Annotated in this window: 18 protein-coding genes and 1 pseudogene; 16 read left to right on the plus strand and 3 right to left on the minus strand. The window is 47.0% G+C overall.

What is annotated here, in order from left to right:
• Window positions 1–571, plus strand: a 571-nt coding sequence (locus OU814_RS24570) for an MOSC domain-containing protein (RefSeq protein ID WP_326498328.1), incomplete at its 5' end; no start/stop codon positions are given.
• A gap of 438 nt (window positions 572–1009) precedes the next feature.
• Here OU814_RS24570 and OU814_RS24575 read toward each other — a convergent pair.
• The 3 genes and pseudogenes from OU814_RS24575 to OU814_RS24585 form a co-directional block, all read right to left on the minus strand.
• Window positions 1010–1786 carry an amino acid ABC transporter ATP-binding protein gene (locus OU814_RS24575; RefSeq protein ID WP_326498329.1) on the minus strand — a complete coding sequence of 259 codons (777 nt, stop codon included), beginning with the start codon at window positions 1784–1786 and terminating at the stop codon, window positions 1010–1012.
• The gene (locus OU814_RS24580) at window positions 1779–3275 is read right to left on the minus strand and encodes an ABC transporter substrate-binding protein/permease (protein WP_268242368.1); all 1497 of its coding nucleotides are present in this window, start codon (window positions 3273–3275) and stop codon (window positions 1779–1781) included. The genes OU814_RS24575 and OU814_RS24580 overlap by 8 nt, the downstream gene beginning before the upstream one ends.
• 6 nt (window positions 3276–3281) lie before the next feature.
• Window positions 3282–3392, minus strand: a pseudogene (locus OU814_RS24585) (carbohydrate porin); the annotation flags it as partial.
• 562 nt (window positions 3393–3954) lie between these two features.
• Between OU814_RS24585 and OU814_RS24590 the strand changes: the two are divergent.
• From OU814_RS24590 to OU814_RS24660, 15 genes are all read left to right on the plus strand, one after another.
• Window positions 3955–5409: an IS1182 family transposase gene (locus OU814_RS24590; protein ID WP_268242369.1), complete on the plus strand. Its 1455-nt coding sequence runs from the start codon at window positions 3955–3957 to the stop codon at window positions 5407–5409.
• 912 nt (window positions 5410–6321) lie between these two features.
• Complete coding sequence (locus OU814_RS24595; protein ID WP_268242370.1) at window positions 6322–7923, plus strand: DUF2586 family protein; 1602 nt, start codon at window positions 6322–6324, stop codon at window positions 7921–7923.
• Between the two features lie 12 nt (window positions 7924–7935).
• Complete coding sequence (locus tag OU814_RS24600) at window positions 7936–8460, plus strand: phage tail protein (RefSeq protein ID WP_268242371.1); 525 nt, start codon at window positions 7936–7938, stop codon at window positions 8458–8460.
• A gap of 21 nt (window positions 8461–8481) precedes the next feature.
• Window positions 8482–9216, plus strand: a complete 735-nt coding sequence (locus tag OU814_RS24605) for a T4 family baseplate hub assembly chaperone (protein ID WP_268242372.1) — start codon at window positions 8482–8484, stop codon at window positions 9214–9216.
• Between the two features lie 51 nt (window positions 9217–9267).
• On the plus strand, window positions 9268–10143 hold the full coding sequence (locus OU814_RS24610) for a hypothetical protein (protein ID WP_268242373.1): 876 nt from the start codon (window positions 9268–9270) through the stop codon (window positions 10141–10143).
• Between the two features lie 2 nt (window positions 10144–10145).
• Window positions 10146–10415 carry a hypothetical protein gene (locus OU814_RS24615; RefSeq protein ID WP_268242374.1) on the plus strand — a complete coding sequence of 90 codons (270 nt, stop codon included), beginning with the start codon at window positions 10146–10148 and terminating at the stop codon, window positions 10413–10415.
• Between the two features lie 144 nt (window positions 10416–10559).
• Window positions 10560–11219, plus strand: coding sequence for a hypothetical protein (locus OU814_RS24620; RefSeq protein ID WP_268242375.1), 660 nt, complete (start codon window positions 10560–10562; stop codon window positions 11217–11219).
• Between the two features lie 212 nt (window positions 11220–11431).
• Entirely contained in the window at window positions 11432–11722 is a 291-nt protein-coding gene (locus OU814_RS24625; RefSeq protein WP_268242376.1) for a LysM domain-containing protein, read from the plus strand.
• A gap of 12 nt (window positions 11723–11734) precedes the next feature.
• Complete coding sequence (locus OU814_RS24630) at window positions 11735–12874, plus strand: hypothetical protein (protein ID WP_268242377.1); 1140 nt, start codon at window positions 11735–11737, stop codon at window positions 12872–12874.
• A complete protein-coding gene (locus OU814_RS24635) occupies window positions 12871–13515 on the plus strand; it encodes a phage baseplate assembly protein V (protein ID WP_268242378.1) in 645 nt (214 codons plus the stop codon). Before OU814_RS24630 ends, OU814_RS24635 begins: the two co-directional genes overlap by 4 nt.
• Window positions 13515–13832, plus strand: a complete 318-nt coding sequence (locus OU814_RS24640) for a hypothetical protein (protein ID WP_268242379.1) — start codon at window positions 13515–13517, stop codon at window positions 13830–13832. The genes OU814_RS24635 and OU814_RS24640 overlap by 1 nt, the downstream gene beginning before the upstream one ends.
• Before the next feature lies 1 nt (window position 13833).
• Window positions 13834–14199, plus strand: coding sequence for a GPW/gp25 family protein (locus OU814_RS24645; RefSeq protein WP_268242380.1), 366 nt, complete (start codon window positions 13834–13836; stop codon window positions 14197–14199).
• Entirely contained in the window at window positions 14196–16649 is a 2454-nt protein-coding gene (locus OU814_RS24650; RefSeq protein WP_268242381.1) for a putative baseplate assembly protein, read from the plus strand. The genes OU814_RS24645 and OU814_RS24650 overlap by 4 nt, the downstream gene beginning before the upstream one ends.
• Window positions 16646–19432: a putative baseplate assembly protein gene (locus OU814_RS24655; RefSeq protein ID WP_268242382.1), complete on the plus strand. Its 2787-nt coding sequence runs from the start codon at window positions 16646–16648 to the stop codon at window positions 19430–19432. Before OU814_RS24650 ends, OU814_RS24655 begins: the two co-directional genes overlap by 4 nt.
• Window positions 19429–21480 carry a phage tail protein gene (locus tag OU814_RS24660; protein WP_268242383.1) on the plus strand — a complete coding sequence of 684 codons (2052 nt, stop codon included), beginning with the start codon at window positions 19429–19431 and terminating at the stop codon, window positions 21478–21480. Before OU814_RS24655 ends, OU814_RS24660 begins: the two co-directional genes overlap by 4 nt.
• The last annotated feature ends 19 nt before the right edge of the window (window positions 21481–21499 follow it).

Below are 21499 nucleotides of genomic sequence, written 5' to 3' on the forward strand. Positions count from 1 at the left end.
CATTTTTAAGCAGCCAGTGTCAGATCGGATAGCGATGCGATCGCTGAATCTCGATGGCGATCGACAAGCCGACCTGACGGTTCATGGCGGTGTAGAAAAGGCGATCTACGCTTATCCTGCTAAGCATTATGCCTATTGGCGACAGGAACTACCGGATGAAGAGTTCCCTTGGGGAGCATTCGGCGAAAATTTGACGACAGAAGGTTTATCGGAAACGAGCGTGAATATTGGCGATCGCTTTCGGATTGGTACTGCCGAAGTCATGGTGACACAACCCCGCTTCCCTTGCTTCAAACTCAATCTCAAGTTTGGACGCGATGATATGGTCAAACGGTTCTTGAACAGCCATTTAAGCGGGATTTACTTTTCGGTGATGCAAGAAGGTGAAATTGGAGCAGGCGATGCGATCGAACTGGTGAAGCGAGACGAACACAACATTACGGTTGCTGACATCGTCCAAATCTACGTGCGTCAAGCGGATGACGATTTGATTCGTCGTGCCATTCAGGTACCAGCTTTAGCAACCGACTTGAAGACTTACTTTCAGCAGCAAATTGAACAGCGCCATTAAGCTGGGCTTTTGAGATAAACATTAGACGTTTATGGCATTGATGATTATCTCAAGCTTTTAAGTGCTCTTCGGAGATTAGAGCCACAAGCGTTACTGTTTGAAGGATTGAGGGAGAAGCTAGAAAAAATAGGAGATAGTGTACAACTCTCATTTCTTTCCGCTGTTCCTGTAGCTTGCAAAGATGGCTAAAATGTTAAGGCTATTGCGAGATAGCACGGCAAAACAATATAGTTGAAGCGAACGGGTAAAGCCTCTTTGTCTATCGTTTAATTTGGTTGATCCCGCTCAACTCAAACGTTAGCTTGGTTTCCTACACCTCCGAGCAGCGGTACGTTGACGGTAATAGCCTTGCAGGAATAAGTCAGGCCTGGCTAAATGGGTGATGGTTGAAGAAGGCATGATTTTTGAAGCTGACTTCAAAGTCTATCCGATCAATTCCTAGAGCATCTTTTCCAAGAATTGCTTGGCACGATCGCAGCGAGGATTATTAAAAAACTCGCGAGGCGGAGCATCTTCAGCAATATAGCCCTCATTCAGGAACAAAACGCGATTTGCCACCTCTCGCGCAAATCCCATTTCATGAGTCACGACTGCCATCGTAATGCCTGTAAATGCGAGTTCTCGAATTACTTCTAACACCTCTTTCACCATCTCCGGATCAAGCGCAGAAGTCGGTTCATCGAACAAGATGACTTCCGGTTCCATCGCGAGGGCGCGGGCGATCGCAACCCGTTGCTTTTGCCCACCCGAAAGCTGAGAGGGGTAAACATCGGCTTTTTGACCTAGCCCAACTTTTTCTAGCAGCGATCGACCGAGTTCATCCGCTCTTGACTTCGAGATTTTCTTCACTTTGAGTGGCGCATAGGTGACATTCTTTAAAACAGTCATGTGCGGAAAGAGATGGAACAGTTGGAACACCATCGCCATCTTCTGACGCACTTCTAAAACGTTGGTTTTGGGCGCAGTAATATCTTGGTTTTTGAAATAAACTCGACCATCGGTCGGACGCTCTAGCAGATTTAGACAGCGCAGAAACGTCGATTTCCCGCAGCCTGAGGGACCGAGAATCGCAACGACTTCGCCTCGACGAATCTCAGTCGAAATCCCCCGTAACACCTGCACATTACCAAACGACTTCACTAAAGATTCTGTGCGAACGATCGGATCGCTATTGGTTTGTAAATTTGTTTCAGAACTCACATTGGGCTTAGTCACTTTTTCTTAATCTCCGTTCTAGGTTAGATGCTGCAACCGTAAGAGCCATCACCAATACGTAGTAAATCAAGCCTGCAAATAGCAAAGGCTCAAAGTAGATATATTTATTCGCGCCAACGATTTGAGCACTGCGAAGCAGTTCTACCACACCTATTGTTGATACTAGCGAAGAATCCTTAAGCAGTGAGATTGTTTCATTCACCAAAGCTGGAAGAATATTTCGCAAAGCTTGCGGAAAAATTACATCGATCAACATCGTCCAGTAAGGCACACCTAAAGACATCGCTGCTTCTCGCTGTCCTTTGTCCACCGCTAAAATGCCGCCTCGAATCGTTTCAGACATATACGCGCCAGAGTTAAGTGTGAAGGTCAAAATACCCGCCAACAACGCTGGAATATTGTAGCCGATTAACTGAGGCGTTGCGAAGTATACCAAGGACAACTGTAACAATAAGGGTGTCCCTCGGAAAATAGAAGTATAGGCATCTGCCACTGCTGCAAGTGGTTTGACACCAGAAATTTTGAGTAGGGATAAAATTGTTCCCCAAATCAGACCGAAGAAGACGGAACTAATAGTAAACAGCAAGGTTAAGGGAATGCCTTGAAGAACAAAAGGCAAATCAGGAAGAATTCGCCCGAAGTCGAGATTCAGTCCACCTTTAGGCGCGGCGGGTGCTTGAGCGCCTGCTGCTGCTGCGGATGTGCTTGCTGAAAACCACTTCGAGGCGAGGCGCTCGATTTCACCCTTGTCTTTCATCTGCTGAAGGACACGGCTAAAAGGTTCAACCATCGGTGAGCCTTTTGGAAATGCGATAGCTGATCCCGATGGTCCTTCCGGCGGGATTGGGGTGAACTGGAGTTCTGGATTCGCTGAGATAAATCCTTTCGCGATCGTGTCTTCAATGATTGCTGCATCAATCCGTTTGGCTTTGAGTTCCTGGATAAGCTCTGGGACTCGATTCAGTTGTTTTAGCTGAATTCCACTGACTTTTTCCGCAATCTTTTTCGCATTGGTTTCCTGGATTGTCCCCAATTGCACCCCCACTCGCTTACCGCTCAAGTCCGTCGCCTTCTTGATATTGCTGCCTTTGGGCGCGACGATCGTATCTTGTGCTTGATAGTAGATAATTGAGAAATCCACATTTTTTTGACGCTCTGGGGTTGGAGTCATTCCTGCCATGACAAAATCCACGCGATTCGCTTGGAGTGCAGGAATTAAGCCATTAAAGTCGGATTCTGTAACCTTGAGCTTAAACCGCAATTCTTTCGCAATATAGTTCGCAATATCAACATCAAACCCCACAATTTGCCGATTCCCGTCTTTCGTTTCATAGAATTCATAGGGCGGATAGTCGGGAGAGGTCAGCATTGTGAGTTCTTCTTTGCCAACCAGCGATTGAGCACTCGATGGCAAGTAAGAAATGACGATTGTGCTGCTTGCCATTGTGATGGCAAGCAGCACGGTAAATACCCAAGAGTTTCGTTTCATAGCAAATTAAAATGTAAACGTTGTCCGAACCACGCCTAAAACCACATCTGGGTTTCGAGCATCATAATTCGGTGCTGTCAGCCAGATTACACCAGGAGTAATGGAAAAATTGTCGTTAAGTTGATAGCGATGTTCCGTTTGGTAGAGAAACGATCGCCTCTGTCATGTCGTTTTGAGCCAACTAAGTATGGCTGACCACAACTTTTGCCTGCGTCGGACGCAAAAGCATCGCTATCACTCCTTCTGCCTGACTTTACCAAGGTTCATTCAAGACCAACCCCGCTAATTTCACGCACAGAACTTACCGATGTGATGTCCGATTTCGGGAGGCAAGATTCGCTGGTAGCCACCCCAGTCGTCACTGTTGAGGTGCTTGCAGTTTGTTTTTCCTTTGGTGTTCATCACTAACTCCTCAATCAGTTCATCGCTATGTTTGCCCACGCGTGCAGCTAAAAGTAATCCGCTGCTGTTCGCCAAGCTCAGTCCAATCTAGCAATCTCCGGCTTCTCGCTCTTGGCTCAAGCATTGCTTCTGTTTTTTGAGACAAATGACCGCAGTTCATCAGCACTCACCTCAGTTGTTTCAACCGCTTGAACTTCTGCATTATCAGACTGTGTGAAAACTCTAGAAAAAGTACAAATGAGCTACCTTAGAACAGTGGTTTCGACGAGCCAACCCGATGCCTCATATTCAAGGGCAAAATCGGCACAACGAAGTGCAGTTTCCGCCCATGTTAGATGACTACATCGATGCTGAAAATCCCGTGCGCTTTCTCGATGCGTTCGTGGATCAACTGGACTTAGCCGCATTAGGATTTGAACGAGTCACAGCAGCAGTGGAAGGACGACCTGGTTATCATCCTGGCGATCTGCTGAAGCTCTACCTGTATGGCTACCTCAATCGCATTCGCTCCAGTCGAGCCTTGGAGCGAGAAACGCATCGGAACGTGGAACTGATGTGGTTACTCAAGCAATTGCGCCCCGACCACAAGACGATTGCCGATTTTCGCAAGGTTCACAGTGATGCTCTACGAGGAGTGTGTCGGGAGTTCACGCGCCTGTGCAAAGAATTGGAATTGTTCGGGGGTGAGTTGATTGCAATTGATGGCAGCAAGTTTGTGGCAGTCAACAGTCGAGATCGCAACTTCGGGATGGCAAAGCTTCAAGCCATTCTCAAGGGCGTGGATGAAGAGATTGAGCGCTACTTGAAAGACCTGGAGCAACAGGATGCCGAAATGGCAGCTGTACAGCCTGAAAAAACGGAGCGACTCCACCGCAAACTCGAGCGACTCAGAAAACGCAAAGCGACGCACGAAGCGATTCAAGCCGAGATGATGGCTCAAGGCGCGACCCAGATCTCGCTCACCGACCCGGACAGTCGCTACATGGTCGGAGGAACGGGTGCAGTGGTCGGATATAACGTGCAGACCGTCGTGGATGCAAAGCACAAGCTGATTGTGGCGCATGAGGTGACGAATGATGCGACGGATCAATTGTGCCTTGCACCTATGGCATTGCAAGCTCAGGCAGCGATGGATGTTGAGCAGATCGAAGCCGTCGCAGATCGAGGTTACTATGATGCTCAGAACATAAAGCAATGCGTTGATGCTGGAGTAACTCCCTATGTTGCCAAGCCTCCGACCTCGAAGAACGGACCGCTGGGGCGTTTTACCAAAGAAGCTTTTATCTATGATGCTCAAGCAGACGAATATGAATGTCCCGCAGGCGAACGATTGACCTTTCGGTATGAGTCGGTCGAAAAAGGGCGACTGAAGCGACACTACAAGCGGTCGGCTTCAGTGTGTCGAGCCTGTGACCTGAGAGAACACTGCACCGCGAACTTAGCAGGACGCAAGATTTCGCGTTGGGTAGATGAACATTTACTGGAGGAGATGCGGGAGCGATTGAAAGCGAATCCACAACTCATGCGACAGCGACGGGAGATGAGTGAACATCCGTTTGGAACGCTGAAACGAGGAATGAATCAAGGCTACTTCTTGTGTCGTGGGCTAACCAAGGTCAGGGGCGAGATGAGTTTATCAATTTTGAGCTACAACTTGAAACGAGTGTTCAACATTTTAGGAGTTGAAGCGATGCTTGCCGGGTTAGCAGCAAAAAGAACGGTAAATGAGTAGGATTCGTAATGGAAGATCCCTGATCTCAGACCGCTAGGAATAATTGGTGATGCTAGGAAAATGTCATCGGGTTTCACCAAGAAAAGAAAAATTCCGATTGGCGAAGCTTTCTGAGTTTTCACACAGTCTGTTATGGACCAGTTGCGCTCGTTGACTCGCGGCTTGGACAATGCTAGCGACGGTGTTGTAAGCTAACCCAATGATCCGGCTCACTCCATGTAAACGACTGCTTTCACTATGCGCCTGCAGCACTTTGCAAAGACAGGCTTGGAGGGGCAGATTATCGCGTAATGCACTATGCTCAGAGGTGGTGGGAGATCGTCAGTAGTGCCTATCTGATGGTGAGCTTACAGTTCGATGGACTGAATTCGCAGTCTGTTTTTCCTGAAGAACCGTTGCTTGATAAATTTCGCGCTCATATCTGTTGGTACTCATCGAATTGTTGGACGAGTCGCTTTCACAACTTACAACTGCTCATTCAGTTTTACATTTATTTCTGCGTACTCAAGCCTTAGTTATCAGTGTGTGCTGCTCCATCACTGGAGCAGTTTTTTTGTAGTTGATTTGGTTGCTCAATCGATTTCCTGGTTGGCAGTATCGTAGTGATCCGAGCATGAGTTCTTCCTTTTCATCTGCCTAGAGTGATAGAAAAGGATGTCATCTTTCTTAAGGACGAAATTGTTGATAAGGCTCGAATACTTATATTAATTAATGTAAAACATGCCCCTGAATCAGAAATATCTAATGTGAGGTTTGGGCTAAAGCAATAAAGTGTACTCAGTGCATCATGTTCCTCTTTCAAAGTCTCGAAAAGCTAATTTAAGCTAAATTCATGCGCTCAAGTTCCCTCCACTCGTTAGTCATAGTGGTTCATAAAGCACTGGTAAAAAATCAATAGGGAGACCCTTGATAATGCCCATTACCCCTACCTATCCAGGCGTTTATATTGAAGAGATCCCCAGTGGTGTGCGCACTATTACAGGTGTCGCAACATCAATTACTGCCTTTATTGGTCGCGCCTTGCGAGGACCGGTCAATCAGGTAGTTACCATTAATAGCTTTGCAGATTTTGAACGTACGTTTGGCGGCTTGTGGGCTGAGAGTAGCTTGGGTTACGCAGTGCGTGATTTCTACCTAAATGGTGGTAGCCAAGCAGTGATTGTGCGACTTTTACACTCAAAAAATGAAGCCAAGCAAACAAAAAAACAAGGGTCAGGTGGAAGTAATTCTGAACCTACCGAGGAAAATCCAGTCGTGTCTCCAGCAAAAGCGAGATTACGGATTGGTCCTACTGCTTCTACTTTCATCTTAGCCGCTTCTAATGAGGGAGTTTGGGGAAATAGTCTACAAATCAGTATTGATCATAATGTGCCCACCGCTAGTGAGCTGCCTCAAAGCTATAAAGCTTTAGGGTTAGAGTCAGAAGATTTATTTAATTTGGTCGTCAAGGATATGAGCACTGGGGTGACAGAAGTCTTCCGTAATGTCACAGTGAAGCCTAGTCCTCGACGAATTGATAATGTACTCAGTAATGAGTCGAGCTTAGTGCGAGTTGATTCTTTGCCGACCCAGCGCCCTGATGCAACAACTGAATCTACAGTAATCACTCAAGGGTCTGATGGTTCTCAATTAGAGGCTACAGATTTTACAGGAGTAGGAACTGAGAGCAAGAAGCAAGGATTATACGCCTTGGAGCAAGTCGATTTATTTAATTTGCTCTGTCTGCCGTTATATTCTGAGAATATCAGTGGCGATAGCTTGCTAGAAGCTGCTAAAAGCTATTGCGAAAAACGTCGTGCCTTTCTCTTGATCGATCCGCCTAAAAATGTCCGCACAATTGTGGATTTAGATTTAGGAGTACGCAGCAAAAATGCAGCGATTTTCTACCCCAGTCTGCGGCAACCCAATCCATTAAAAGATAACCAGATAGAAGAGTTTGCACCCTGTGGCGCGATCGCAGGTGTAATTGCTCGAACAGATGCCCAGCGAGGAGTTTGGAAAGCGCCAGCCGGATTGGAGGCATCTCTGGTTGGTGTTTCTCAATTGAGCGTATCTTTAACGGATGCTGAAAACGGACAATTGAATCAGCTTGGGATTAACTGCATTCGGACAATGCCAGGGGCCGGACAGGTGCTGTGGGGGGCACGTACATTGCAAGGGAACGATCGGCTGGCATCAGAGTGGAAATATATTCCTGTGCGTCGTTTGGCTTTGCACATTCAAGAAAGTCTGTATCGAGGGACTCAATGGGTTGTATTTGAGCCAAATGATGAGTCATTGTGGGCACAAATTCGATTGAATTTGGGTGCATTTATGCACAATCTATTTCGGCAGGGTGCGTTTCAAGGTAAGTCTCCGCGAGAGGCGTATTTTGTTAAATGTGACAGCGAAACTACGACTCAGAGTGATATCAATCTAGGGATCGTTAACATCAGAGTGGGGTTTGCACCATTGAAACCGGCAGAGTTTGTAATTCTTCAATTACAACAAATGGCTGGGCAAATTCAAGCTTAGAGGAGAGCGGAAATGGCACAATTTAGCGTTAATGCACAGCGATTTGACCCCTACAAAAACTTCAAGTTTCGAGTTAAGTGGGATGGTCGGTATGTTGCTGGGGTCAGTAAGGTCAGTGCTTTAAGGCGAACGACGGAGGTCGTGAAGCATCGAGAAGGGGGAGATCCAAGCAGCGATCGTCTCTCTCCAGGACGCAGCACCTTCGAGGCGATTACCTTAGAACGAGGAGTCACTCATGATACGGAGTTCGAGAAGTGGGCAAATAAAGTCTGGAACTATGGGGCTGGATTGGGGGCAGAAGTGTCCTTGAGGGATTTCCGCAAAGATCTGATCATCGAAGTCTATAACGAAGCCGGACAATTAGCGATCGCTTACAAGGTCTATCGTACTTGGGTTTCTGAGTACCAAGCGTTGCCTGAGCTGGATGCAAATGCAAATGCGATTGCAATCCAAACCCTCAAACTGGAGAACGAAGGGTGGGAGCGGGATTACGAAGTTACTGAACCGAGTGAACCCAGTTTCGTTGAACCCGCTTGATCCGTGCAGAAGGACTAAACTATGCGCCCCTTAAGTGCCAGTGACGTGATTACGGTTTGGGAATTAGGCCAACGGTTACACCCCTGGGAGCGGGCAATATCGCTGTTGTCTGTTGCCTGCCCAAATCAGTCTCAGCAGCAATTAGCAATGCTGAGTGTAGGGCAGCGGGATCGCCATTTGTTAACACTGCGGCAAATGACGATCGGTTCTCAACTGAATTGCATAACAACTTGTCCTAAATGCGGCGATCGCCTTGAATTTGCATTGAATCTCTCTGATATCTGTGTTGCTGAATTAACAGATACTCCCAATGAGTCTCAAATTGTGCAAATTGAGGATTTTGAATGCCAATTTCGGTTACCCAATAGTTACGATTTAACCTTGTTGACAGCCGCTCGAACGGTTGAAGAAGCCTACTACTCTTTAGTAGAATGTTGTGTTTTACGAGTGAGTCAGGCTGACACTCTTGTTTCCTGGAAGGCTCTACCAGTTGAAGTAATGAATCGATTAATTCAGCATATCAGCGACTTTGATCCTCAAGCAGAAATCTTGCTAGATCTCGATTGCCCAAACTGTCAGCATCAGTGGCAATCAATGTTTGATATTGTTTCTTTTTTTTGGACAGAATTAGATGCCTTGGCACGACGCTTACTGCAAGAGGTTCATATACTGGCTAAAGCATATGGTTGGCACGAGGTCGATATCTTATCGATGACTGCTGCACGGCGGCAGTTTTATCTAGACATGGTGATTTAAATGGCAAATTTCTTCTCCCGATTAGTTGATCGTAGCCTAGGCTTAAACTCGGTGGTGCAACCGGCGCTCTCATCTAGATTCAGTCCCGCATCAGAGATCGTGGAAGGAGTCGATTTGCACTGGGATCGTGAAGCTGAACACCCTTTCACGCCAGTAGATACTAATCAATCCCTTGAGATGTCGGCTCCCCAGTCCATGAAACCTGTTCAACAGCTATTCTCTGCACCAGAATCTGACACAGCCTTCAATCCAATTCAAAGACAGACCCAGCAAGAGTCTCTGATTACATCACCATCTAACCAGGTGATACAACCCTCTTCCACTCTGCCTCAACCTAATTTAAAACAGGTCATGTCCCCTACTGCTAATTCGAGATCGACTAGTCAATTCACCATTGAAGAACCCAATCAAACAGCTTCTCTACAACCGTTGCAAGTTTTGCAGCCGAGTCACCTTGTTCCACTCATCAGTCATCTTTCATCATCTACTGGGCAACCGAACCCCGGATCGTCAAACACCTCCAAAAATGAGGCTAACACTTTACTCGATCAACCTCTCTCTGCGCAAAACCATCACGATCGTTCGGTAGCAAGTAAACAACCTGAAACCCTTGATCACACCTTATTTCCCCAACCTATTACGCCACAAGATTACAACGATCGCTCAAATAGGCGTGATCACTCAATAGCAAATGACTCAAATTCACTGGCTCAACTCGCTGCTCCAAAAAACTCGAAGTTAGCCCTGAGAGATTCATACCCGCAAAGTTTAGCTGAATCAGTAGTAGCACCTCCCACGATTCGTGTTGTCATCGGCCGAGTTGAAGTCCGGGCAATGATGCCAGCTCAACCTACTCCCAAAGCAACTCCAGTGCGTTCTCGTCCTGCCGTATCGCTAGATGCTTATTTGAAGCAACGGAGGAGTTAGGTATGAATCATGATCTGGAAATGAAGGTTGAGTTGCACATTAAAGAGCTAGTACTACATGGGTTTGCCCAAAGAGATGGGGCACGAATTCAAAAAGCAATTGAACAAGAATTAACTCGTTTATTCATAAAGCATGGTGTTCCCACTGCATTTTCAGGCAGTTACGAAATCCCAGAATTAAAGGGAGATTCGTTGACTGTGAGAGCAGAAATGGAAGTAGAGGCGATCGGTGCTCAGGTCGCCCAGGTAATTTATGGAGGACTGGAGAAATGAGAATAAATGTTTTGCAAATACAAAAGAATTTACATCATGCCCAAAAATATAAAATTGGTGAATTACATGAGGTGTTAGAGCACTAAAGAGTGGAAATTATTCCTATAGTTCTGAAATTTTTGAAACCTCATCACAGTTAATCAGATGACAAGTTTTCCTGGTTCTCCTCGCTTATTCAAAGGTGCGATTGTTGGCTTTGATCTTACCAATCCCCTGCCTAAGGTGATTTCATTTCAATATAATCCTGAAACATTAACTCGCACCTTAGAACCGCAGATGCAAGGGAATGAGCAATCAGGTTCTAGCGTGGGGTTAAGACTCAGTGGGGCAGCGGCAGAAAGCATCAATATTGAGATTGAGCTAGACGCTACAGATCAGTTAGAAAAAAGTAAGGATATTGCCATCAATATGGGTATTTATCCTCAACTTTCAGCATTGGAAATGTTAGTTTATCCTGCTAGCTCAATGGTGATTGCCAATACGATGCTGCTGGCAGTAGGAACGATTGAAATTATGCCGCCACCACCCAGGTTAACTCTGTTTATTTGGGGACAGCGTCGTATTCTACCCGTAAATATTACCAACTTCAGCATCACAGAAGAAGCTCATGATACAAACCTCAATCCGATTCGAGCCAAAGTATCTCTGGGAATGCGCGTCCTTACCTATTCTGATCTCCCTGTGACCCATCCTGGTTATCATCTATTTTTGGCGCATCAAGTGGTTAAAGAGACGATGGCAGCGTTGGGTACAGGGACTAGCTTGAATAACTTGTTAGGCACAAATATTAAGTTATTAAGCTAATTCCTTTGGAATTTAACTCTATCTTTTATTTTTTAATCAGCACCAGGCTTTTAAAAAGATGATGATAGGAAAAAAACAATTAAAGAATTCACTTTTAGTCAGATTAGTATATGAATCAGCTAACGCTGAATTTTCGCCAAGAGAATAGTATTTAATCGGAATTTGGTCTATTCAAACCTAATCTGAAGGTCTTTTTTGGAGAGGTGTTAATCATGTTTGATCACACTAGTCGTTACTACGAGTTAGACACCATCACTCTGCATACTCCAGGAGGGCGACATCTCTCCTATAAACGTCGGCGCTTTTTGCCTCAAGCAGAAACCCTATCCAGAGTGCTAGAAGTACGGGTAAAAGAAGGCGATCGCCTCGATACCTTAGCCGCAAATTTCTTAGGCGATCCAGAGCAGTACTGGCAAATTTGTGATGCAAACAATGCTATGAATCCCTTTGAACTAACGACGGAAATTGGGCGTACGTTGTACATTGCTCAGACCCAGTGTTAGGGAGATGGTGCTATGTTTTTCCAGGGTGTTCGACTCTCTCTTCTAATTGGCCCCACCGTACCGCTTCCGGCTCCTCCTAGCCTGATCCAATCTGTAGATAGCATCGAAATTACCGAAACTGATTCAGGTCGATCAGGCTTTCAACTGTCCTTCAAAGCTGATCGTAGTGGACTCTTTGCCACGATCGACTATCCCATTCTTAAACTACCCCTACTGCGTCCCTTCAATCGGGTGATTGTGGTCGTTACCATTAACATGATCCCTTACGTGTTAATGGATGGCATCATCACCCATCAACAGTTGTCGCCCTCTACGAATAACTCTGCTTTACTCACAGTCACAGGTGAAGATGTCAGTGTCATGATGGACATGGAGGAAAAGAGCGTACAGCATCCTGCTCAACCGGATATTGCGATCGTTTCTAAAATCATTGCTACTTATGCCCAATACGGATTGATTCCCTTGGTCATTCCCCCTCTCTCCCTCGATGTTCCCAATCCTGTGGAGCGAGTTCCATCACAAGTGGGCACCGATTTGGAATATCTGGAAGACCTGGCAGAGCGTTACGCTTATGTCTTTTACGTTTCTCCGGGTCCTGTCCCTGGTACCAACACTGCCTATTGGGGTCCCCCAACCCGTACAGGTATTCCCCAAGGGGCTCTCTCCGTCAATTTGGGAACTTCTACCAACGTGAATTCTATTAATATTCAGCACAAAGCTCTGACTCCTACTTTTGTCTCCGGGAAAGGAGAAGATAGCCTGACAGGGCGTAGTCTGCCCATCAAAACCTTCTCTAGCCCGCGACTCCCCCTGGCAACCCAATCTGCCATGTTGAAAACGGCTAAAGCCCGTAAAGTGCTGCCTAAACAGGGTGCAGGTTTAACCTACACTCAGATGCTCTCCCGTGCCCAGGCGATTACTGATGCCTCTATGGATCAGGTGGTGGAAGCCACTGGAGAACTTGATGCGGTACGTTACAACGGAGTCTTGAAAGCCCGGAGAATAGTCGGTTTGCGGGGCGTAGGCAGCACTTACGACGGCTTGTATTACGTCAAAAGCGTCACCCATCAATTGCGATTGGGTGAATATAAACAAAGCTTCACCCTCACCCGTGAGGGGGTCGGTACAACAACACCAGTGGTGATTCCATGAGACGCTTTTATGGCAAGTATCGGGGCAAAGTAACTAACAATATCGACCCACTCTATTTGGGTCGAGTGCAAGTTTCTGTCCCTTACATTCTGGGTGAAGGTCGGCTCAGTTGGGCAATGCCTTGCGTACCCTATGCCGGAAAGGGCGTTGGGTTCTACGCGATTCCCAAACTTAACAGCAATATTTGGGTTGAGTTTGAAGCCGGTGACACCGATTACCCCATCTGGACGGGTTGCTTTTGGGGTAAAGGGGATCTGCCACTGCCACCTCCGGCAGCGCCCACAACAAAGATGTTTAAAACTGACACCATGACCCTCACCTTTGAGGATGCACCAGGAGCCGGGGGCATAACAGTTGAGATCAAGCCGCCAGCCGTGCAGGTGCCGATCAAACTGGTGCTGAATTCACAAGGGGTCGTGGTGACATGCAATCCCGCTGCTCTTAAGCTCACCCCAAAGGGCGTTGAAATTGGACTCACCCCTGCTACCGTTAAACTTTCCCCTGAAGCGCTTGAGCTGGCTTTAGCTCAAGCGCTGGTGAAACTAACTCAAGCCAGTCTCGACATCCAGCATGGAGGTGCTACGGTTAAGCTCGCGAATATCAATGTCAACGTCAACAATGGCGCACTGGAGGTGACTTGATGCCTGGTTATCTCATCTGTCTGGGCGATCCAGTCCTCTGTATGCACGGCGGTATTGGTCAAACCATCCCTACTAATCTGAGAGTTAAGGTGAATGGTAAGCCTATTGTGTTGCAAAACAATGTTTATGCGATCGCTGGGTGCTCTTTATTGACCTCAGGTGGACCGTTTTGTGCTACTGCTCAATGGACAAGGACAGCTACAAGGGTTAAATCCAATGGAGTTCCGGTGATATTACAAGACTCTCAAGCGGAATGTCAGACCACGAAAAATGGGGTGTTGTTGCAGCCAACCCAGTTGCGAATCAAGGGGATTTAGCATGACCAATATTGCTTATCCATTTCAAATCGATCGCCACCATCGCGTTGCGCAATCCAATCCTGATGATCATATTCATCAGCTGATTGAACAACTTCTGTTCACAATGCCGGGTGAGCGAGTGAATCGTCCCGCTTTTGGCACTGGATTGATGCAGCTTGTCTTTGCGCCTAATAGTGATGAGCTAGCTGCGGCGGCGCAGTTTTTAGTGCAGGGAGCCTTACAGCAGTGGTTAGGTGATTTGATTTTGGTAGAAGCAATCCAGGTGGAAAGCAAAGGCTCTACAGTGAGGGTAATGGTGCAGTACATTGTGCGCCGCAATCAAGAGCGACAGGTTGCCCAGTTTGAACGGAGCCAGGTGGGATGAATGAGTTTCAACTGGATGAAACATCGCGTAAACAGCGGCGCACTGCCATCAGTCAACACACCAAGCTGACTGGGCTGGATTTTATTGAAGTTGACTTCAATCTGTCACAACTCTTGTTGCACTTTATTCCTGCAGCTCAGGGCATTGAAAAAACAGTTGTCCCTGCTAACATCAAGCCTGAAAATATCAGAATCACGTCGGGCATCAGCACAACTCTCTTAGATTTTAACCTATCTGATGCTGAGCTTCAGGTCAGTGGCAATGTACTTAGGATTAATCTAACCAATCCATCGTCCCGCGATCTCAATGTGGCAGATAGCTCCTCGCTGTATACACTGGAACTGATTAATGTTCCCAACCTCGATCGCTTTTTTGCCCAGGCGACATTTTCTCTGGGCACCGATCGCATCAGCGAATTTGACTCTGTTGCGCTACCTCGCCGATTACCCAAGCCGCCGCTGGAACTCGAAATTGATTACTTGGCGCGAGACTATGGTAGTTTCCGGCAACTGATGCTTGATCGGCTATCGGTGTTGATGCCGGATTGGAGAGAACACCATCCAGCCGATTTAGGTACCGCTCTAGTGGAAGTATTAGCCTATGCAGGCGATCGCCTCAGCTACTACCAGGATGCCGTTGCTACCGAAGCCTATTTAGGCACTGCCCGACAACGCATTTCGGTCAAACGTCACGCTCAATTGATCGATTACCGCATGCACGAAGGGTGCAATGCCCGCGCCTGGGTGCAAATTCAGATTCGGGGTGATCAGAAAGCTTCCTTACCCCCCGGAGTGCTCCTAGCGACTAAAACGGAGTCGACTGAACCAACTCTTCCACGGTCAGTCTATCAGGCGCTCAAACCTCAATTACAAATGTTTGAGACGTTGCACGCGATCGATCTAGTGCAAACTCATAACCAGATGCTTTTTTATGATTGGGGGTTAGAAGAATTTTATTTGCCCAAAGGGACTATCAGCGCAGTCTTACAGAATGGTTTTTCAAATTTGAAAGTGGGCGATGTATTGATTTTAGAGGAAGTACTCAGCCCTACCACAGGCCAAGCTGAAGATGCCAATATCAACTATCGTCATCCCATTCGCCTGACCAATGTTGCTGTTGACGATGAGGATAGAATTGATCCTCTGCGATCTCCCGGACAATTAACTCAGATTGAGTGGAGTACAGCGGATGCGCTTCCCTTTCCCCTCTTCATTTCGCGACGGCAAGGCAATCAGATACTGAGAGCCATCAGTGTTGCCCGTGGAAATATTGTCCTGACTGAACATGGACGGCGAATTGTAGAGGAGCCACTGCCTCCTGTCCCCGAGCGTCAACGGTATCGTCCACGCCTTCAGCAAGCCGAGTTGACTCATGCGGTGCCCTATGACCACGCCCAGGCTCAAACTCAACCCGCTAGCAGTGCGCTGGTACAAGATCCACGGAATGCCATCCCCATGATTAACCTTTACGAAAATGAGGAAACCTGGTGGGCACGGCGCGATCTTTTGAGTAGTGATCGCTTTGCTTGTGACTTTGTGGTAGAAACCGAAAGTGATGGATTTGCCTACCTCCGGTTCGGTGATGGAGTACGGGGTAAGCAACCCAAACAAACTGCTCATTTATCTGCAACCTACCGAGTGGGTAATGGTACGCGTGGAAATGTGGGGCAGGACGCGATCACGCATCTGATTCCAGTCGATGCCGATTCCCTCAACATCCACAAACAAATTATCCAGGTACGAAATCCACTACCCGCACAAGGCGGCACCGACCCAGAGAATATCGAACAGGTGCGCCTTTATGCACCACAGGTCTTTCGCACTGAGCAACAACGTTGCATCACCGCCGATGACTACAAATCGATGGCGGAGCGTCATCCGCAGGTACAACAAGCGTCTGCTGTCCTGCGTTGGACGGGGAGCTGGTATACGGCATTTGTGGCAGTGAAACGACGAGGCAATCAACCGATCGATCCGGCATTTCAACAAACCTTACTGAATTACCTAGAACGCTATCGATTGGCGGGCTATGACTTGAAAATTGTTGCGCCTCAATATGTACCCATTGATATTGCTTTAACGGTAAAAGTGGCAGTCGGATACTTTGCGAGTACCGTTAAACAATCTTTGTTGGAAGCGTTTAGTAACGCCGATTTACCAAATGGTCAGCAGGGCTTTTTCCATCCTGATCGCTTTACCTTTGGTCAATCGGTTTACTTTAGTCAGGTTGTGCAAGCTGCCATGCAAGTTCCGGGAGTTGCGGGAGTTTATCTTCCAAGGCAGGGAGACCCGTCCGTATCACTTAAATTTCAGCGGTGGGGCTCTGCGTCTCAAGGTGAACTTGAAAATGGCAAAATTCCCATCAATTCACTCGAAATTGCCCGTTTAGATAATACGGCAAGTGCACCAAACAATGGCAGAATTACATTTCACTTACAGGGGGGCTTATGATCACCGACCCTCCAGAGTTTAGTTCGGCTGAAGTCCCCGAAGTTCATAACAACGCTCCTGGGAAAAGCGCGATCGCCTATCGCTATGGAACTCATGCCACGATATTGCAGCGTTTACTTTCTCGCCTGCATCAGCAAGAAATTCCGGGATCTGAAACGACTCCTCCAACTCGTCCTCTGCAGGCTCTATTTATTCACGATCGCGATGATCCTGCGATTGCACTACTGGATAGCTGGGCAGTAGTTGCCGATGTGCTGAGTTTTTATCAGGAACGGATTGCGAATGAGGGTTATCTGCGCACGGCGATCGAGGATCGTTCGATCTTGGAATTGTCAAAGGCGATCGGTTATGAACTGCGACCAGGAGTTGCCGCCAGCACTCCACTTGTTTTCACTGTAGAAGATTCCCCCGGAGCAGAACCGGCTATTTTAGTCCCTCAAGGAACGCAGGTACAAAGTATCCCAACCCAACCTGGAGAACAACCTCAGACCTTTGAAACTGTAAGCGATTTCGAGGCGCGAGCAGAGTGGAACTGCCTCATTCCCTATCTACACCAGAAGGAGCCTGCTAAGACAACCATTAAACAAGATACATCTCAGCTAAAGCTACAGGGGACAAATACACTGCTTCAGCCAGGTGACGTCATTCTGATTGTTGGAGATGAACGGAGGAAAACTGCAGCGAACAATAACTGGTATGTGGGGGCAGTCACAGAAGTTGAACCAGATTTGCAAGCCAACTACACGCAAATTACCTGGAATTTGGACTCCCTAACTCCTTCTACTAATCTTCAGGCAGATCCTCCTGCTAATCCTGAAGTGTTTGTATTGCGCCAGAGAGCTTCTCTATTTGGCTACAATGCACCTCAATCAAGTTACATAATGATTCCCGGTGAAGGTACGATTTCCAGTGGAACAGGTTCAGCAGGACGGGGCACCGTTACTGGAAACAATACCCAGTTTAAAGCCCAGCTTAAGGAAGGTGACATTGTTTTTACTGAAAACAATCAAGCGAGAAGAATTGTTGCAGTGAATGATGCAGACCTGATTGTTGACGCTCCCTTTAATCCTGCCTTAGACAAAAAAAAATTTAGTCTCATTCGACCGGAGGATATTAGAACTAATCCCCATGTTGAAGGGACGAAAATCAATCTGAATGCTGTTTATCCAAGAGTTTTATCAGAAAGTTGGCTCCTTCTAAGTCAACCTGAGTTGTCAAATAATACTGATGAGAATTCACCCAGTGATACTACTAAACCTCAATTTAGAACTAAACTTTGTAAAGTCCTTAATAGCTCTATTATTTTTCATTCTGAATTTGGTTTGGAAAGTCAAGTCACTAGACTTGAAGTTGATTCAAGCGTTCAGGAACAAGAGTTTAAAGTGCGCCAAACGACTGTTTTTATACAAAGTGAGAAGTTAGAGCTTTTTCAAGAAGTTGAACTTGAACATCGAATTGAGGAAAAGGACGGAAAAACAACGATCGCGCTTGATCGTGCTAGTCCTCCTCTCAAGCTGGGGCAATTAATTATTATCAGTGGTAGTAATGACTCTGGCATCAAGAATAAAGTTGCAACTGTTGAAGATCTGTATAAAGATACTGATGGTCATACGGTGCTCATTTTGAAAGAACCTCTAGAAGCGGCTGAATATGAGCCTTCCGCCCTAAAAATCTATGCCAATGTTGTTTTTGCAACACATGGAGAAACGATCGCAGATGAAGTGCTCGGGAGTGGTGATGGAACTAAAGCAAACCAGCAGTTTAGATTGAAAAAGCCACCATTGACCTACATTTCGTCTACAACAGGGACAGGAATTCAAAGTACGCTCAAGGTCTACGTCAATCAGGTACTCTGGCAACAAGTTCAATCTCTGCATAATCAGGATGCCCGCAGCCAGTGTTATATCATGCAGACTGATGAGCAAGGACAAACTCAGATCATTTTTGGAGATGGGATTCGGGGTGCCCGCTTACCTAGTGGTCAGGAGAATGTGCGTGCTACCTATCGCAGTGGCATTGGTCATGTAGGTGAAGTCAAAGCTGGATCGCTCATCTTGCTTCAGAATCGTCCTTTAGGCATTCGAGACGTGACAAATCCACTTTCTGCTGGAGGAGCCGCCGATCGCGATTCCTTTGATATGGTTCGCAAGAACGCGCCCCGTACGGTTCTTACCCTGAATCATGTCGTGTCTCTACGCGATTTTGAAAACTTCGCGCGGAGTTTTGCAGGAATTGGTAAAGCTCAGGCTTCCCTAATTTGGACAGGGGAGATGCGACAAATTTACATCACAGTTGCAGATGAGAATGGCAAAGCTGCTCCTGAGGATTTGTGCAATCACTTGCGAGATGCGATCGTGGCTGCGGGTAACGCCCTCCAGTCAGTGCAAGTAACCTCTTACGATCCAGACGACGGAAAGTTTCACTTAAAAGCTAAGGTATTGGTCGGCGATCGCTATCGATTTGAGACTGTAAAGCCTCAAATTCAACAAGCATTAAGTCATGCGTTTAGCTTTCGCCAGCGGGAATTCGGTCAGGGCGTAGCAGCGTCCCAAGTCATTCAAATCATTCAAGCTGTAGAAGGAGTTGTGGCTGTAGATTTGGATGCCCTCTATCTGAGTCCTCCTAATCGAACTAATCAGACGACACAGGCTAGTCAGTCTAATTCACTCGAATCATTCCTTGTAGCCGGGTTAGGGCGTTGGGAAGATGGAAAAGCAAAGCCTGCTCAAATCTTGTTGTTAAACTCCACTGAACAAGGAACTGTGTTGGAGGAGTGGACATGAATCAGCCAAGTGCAGAACGCCTTTATCACCTTCTACCTGCTATTTATCGTCAGCGAGATGCGGCTGAAGGAGAGCCACTGCGCGCGCTGCTTGCGGTGATGGAAACTGAACTGCAAGCGATCGAAGCCGATATTGAAGGACTTTACGAAAATTGGTTTATCGAAACCTGTGAGGAGTGGGTTGTTCCGTACATTGCTGATTTGTTAGGTGTTAGCAATCTCAGTGATCAGGAAAGCACTCGCTTAAGTCATCGATCCTATGTGGCAAATACGATCGCCTATCGTCGCCGTAAGGGAACACCTGCGATTTTAGAGAACATTACGATGGATGTCGCGAATTGGCGCTCTAAAGTTGTGGAAGGGTTTGAAGGCGTGAGTGTGACTCAGCCAGTCAATCATGTTCGCGCTGACAAAGGTAGAACATTGGATATTCGTAACAAATCGGTATTAGACCAGTTAAATTCACCGTTTGATGCTGCATCTCATACAGTTGATGTCCGCCGTATTACCTCGCAATACTCAATTCAAGGTCAGTCGAACGTTTTGAATTTAGGACTGTTTGTTTGGCGACTGCAAAGCTATCCAATTAGAAACAGTCCTGCCGCCTATGTGAGTGAGGGGTGCTACACCGTTCATCCTTTGAAAAGGGATATGCCCCTATTCAACCGTCCCCAAACTAAGACCGATATCACTCAACGAACTGAGGTCATTCATTTGCCCTGTCCCCTTAGCGTTGAAACACTCGCAGCAGACTTAAAGGAGTACACCGCGCGATACAAAGAACTGAACCAACAACCGCCCAACAGCAACTTTTATGGTCCCGATCGCAGTTTCAATATCACTAGAAATGGACGAGCGGTGTTACCTAACCAGTTAGTTAGCTTGCGCTTAGAAGACTGGCAACGACCGGCACTTGAAGCTGGGCAAGTGGCGATCGATGTTGAACGGGGACGTTTAGTGCTTCCAGACTCTGATCAAGACACTGCGCTATCCGTGAGCTACTGCTATGGGTTTAGTAGTGATCTGGGGGGAGGTCCCTATGATCGCCAGCAAACTCTGGCAAACCTGGCTGACTCAGACTGGTTGCAGACAGTCGCAGTGAACAACAGTCTTGAGCGTGTTTTGGCAGACTGGCGAACTTCAGCAAAATCCAAGGGTGTTATTCAGATTTTAGATAACGGTGTTTATGGCAGTAGGACGATAACGCTGCCTGCATCCAGTCAACTGACTCTAGAATCCGCCGATGGAAATCGTCCTGCGATCCAATCCCCTCAGATTGTGATTGAAGCTGCGGAGGCGGGGGCAAGCCTGATCTTGAATGGTTTTTTGCTAAAGGGTAGCCTTATCATTCGCGGGAACCTGAACCTAACCCTAATTCATTGCACAGTGCTTGGAGGCATTGAGGCGGATCAAAATGTCAACTTACAAGCGACCATTGCCTACAGCATTGTGGGACCTTTGCGCTTGCCCGATCAACGAGCTATTCTGACCATTCAAGACAGCATTGTGGATAGCCGTCCTGATGCCACGACGATCGCTGAAAAAGCCAATACTTTTGCTATTGCAGCCGATGAAGCTGGTACTTCGGGACCAGTGACTACATTAGAACGAACAACGGTCTTTGGGCAGGTGAATCTGGGTGAATTGCCGCTCGCCTCAAACGTCATTTTTACAGCCCCTGTCACTGTACAACGCCAATATTCCGGAGGAATTCGCTTCAGTTATATTCCCAGTGATTCTGCTACTCCCCCTCGCTATCGCTGTCAGCCTGATCTGTGGCTGCATCAACCAGCCCAAGAAACCTCGAGCAATGATCGCGATCGCCTCTTACAACCTATTCCCCGCTTTACTTCTGTCACTTATGGAGAACCGGGTTATGCTCAACTCAGCCAGCATTGCGCTCAGGAAATTTCTACGGGAGCCGATGATGGCTCTGAAATGGGTGTTTTTCATCTGCTGCATCAGCCGCAGCGTCGAGCTTATTTACAGCTCAACTTAGAAGAGTATGTTCCGTCTGGTTTAGATATTGGCATTTTTTATATCACTTGATTCACGACTTGCAGCTTGA

The organism is Leptolyngbya sp. GGD, assembly GCF_026735145.1.
Lineage (GTDB): Bacteria > Cyanobacteriota > Cyanobacteriia > Leptolyngbyales > Leptolyngbyaceae > Leptolyngbya > Leptolyngbya boryana.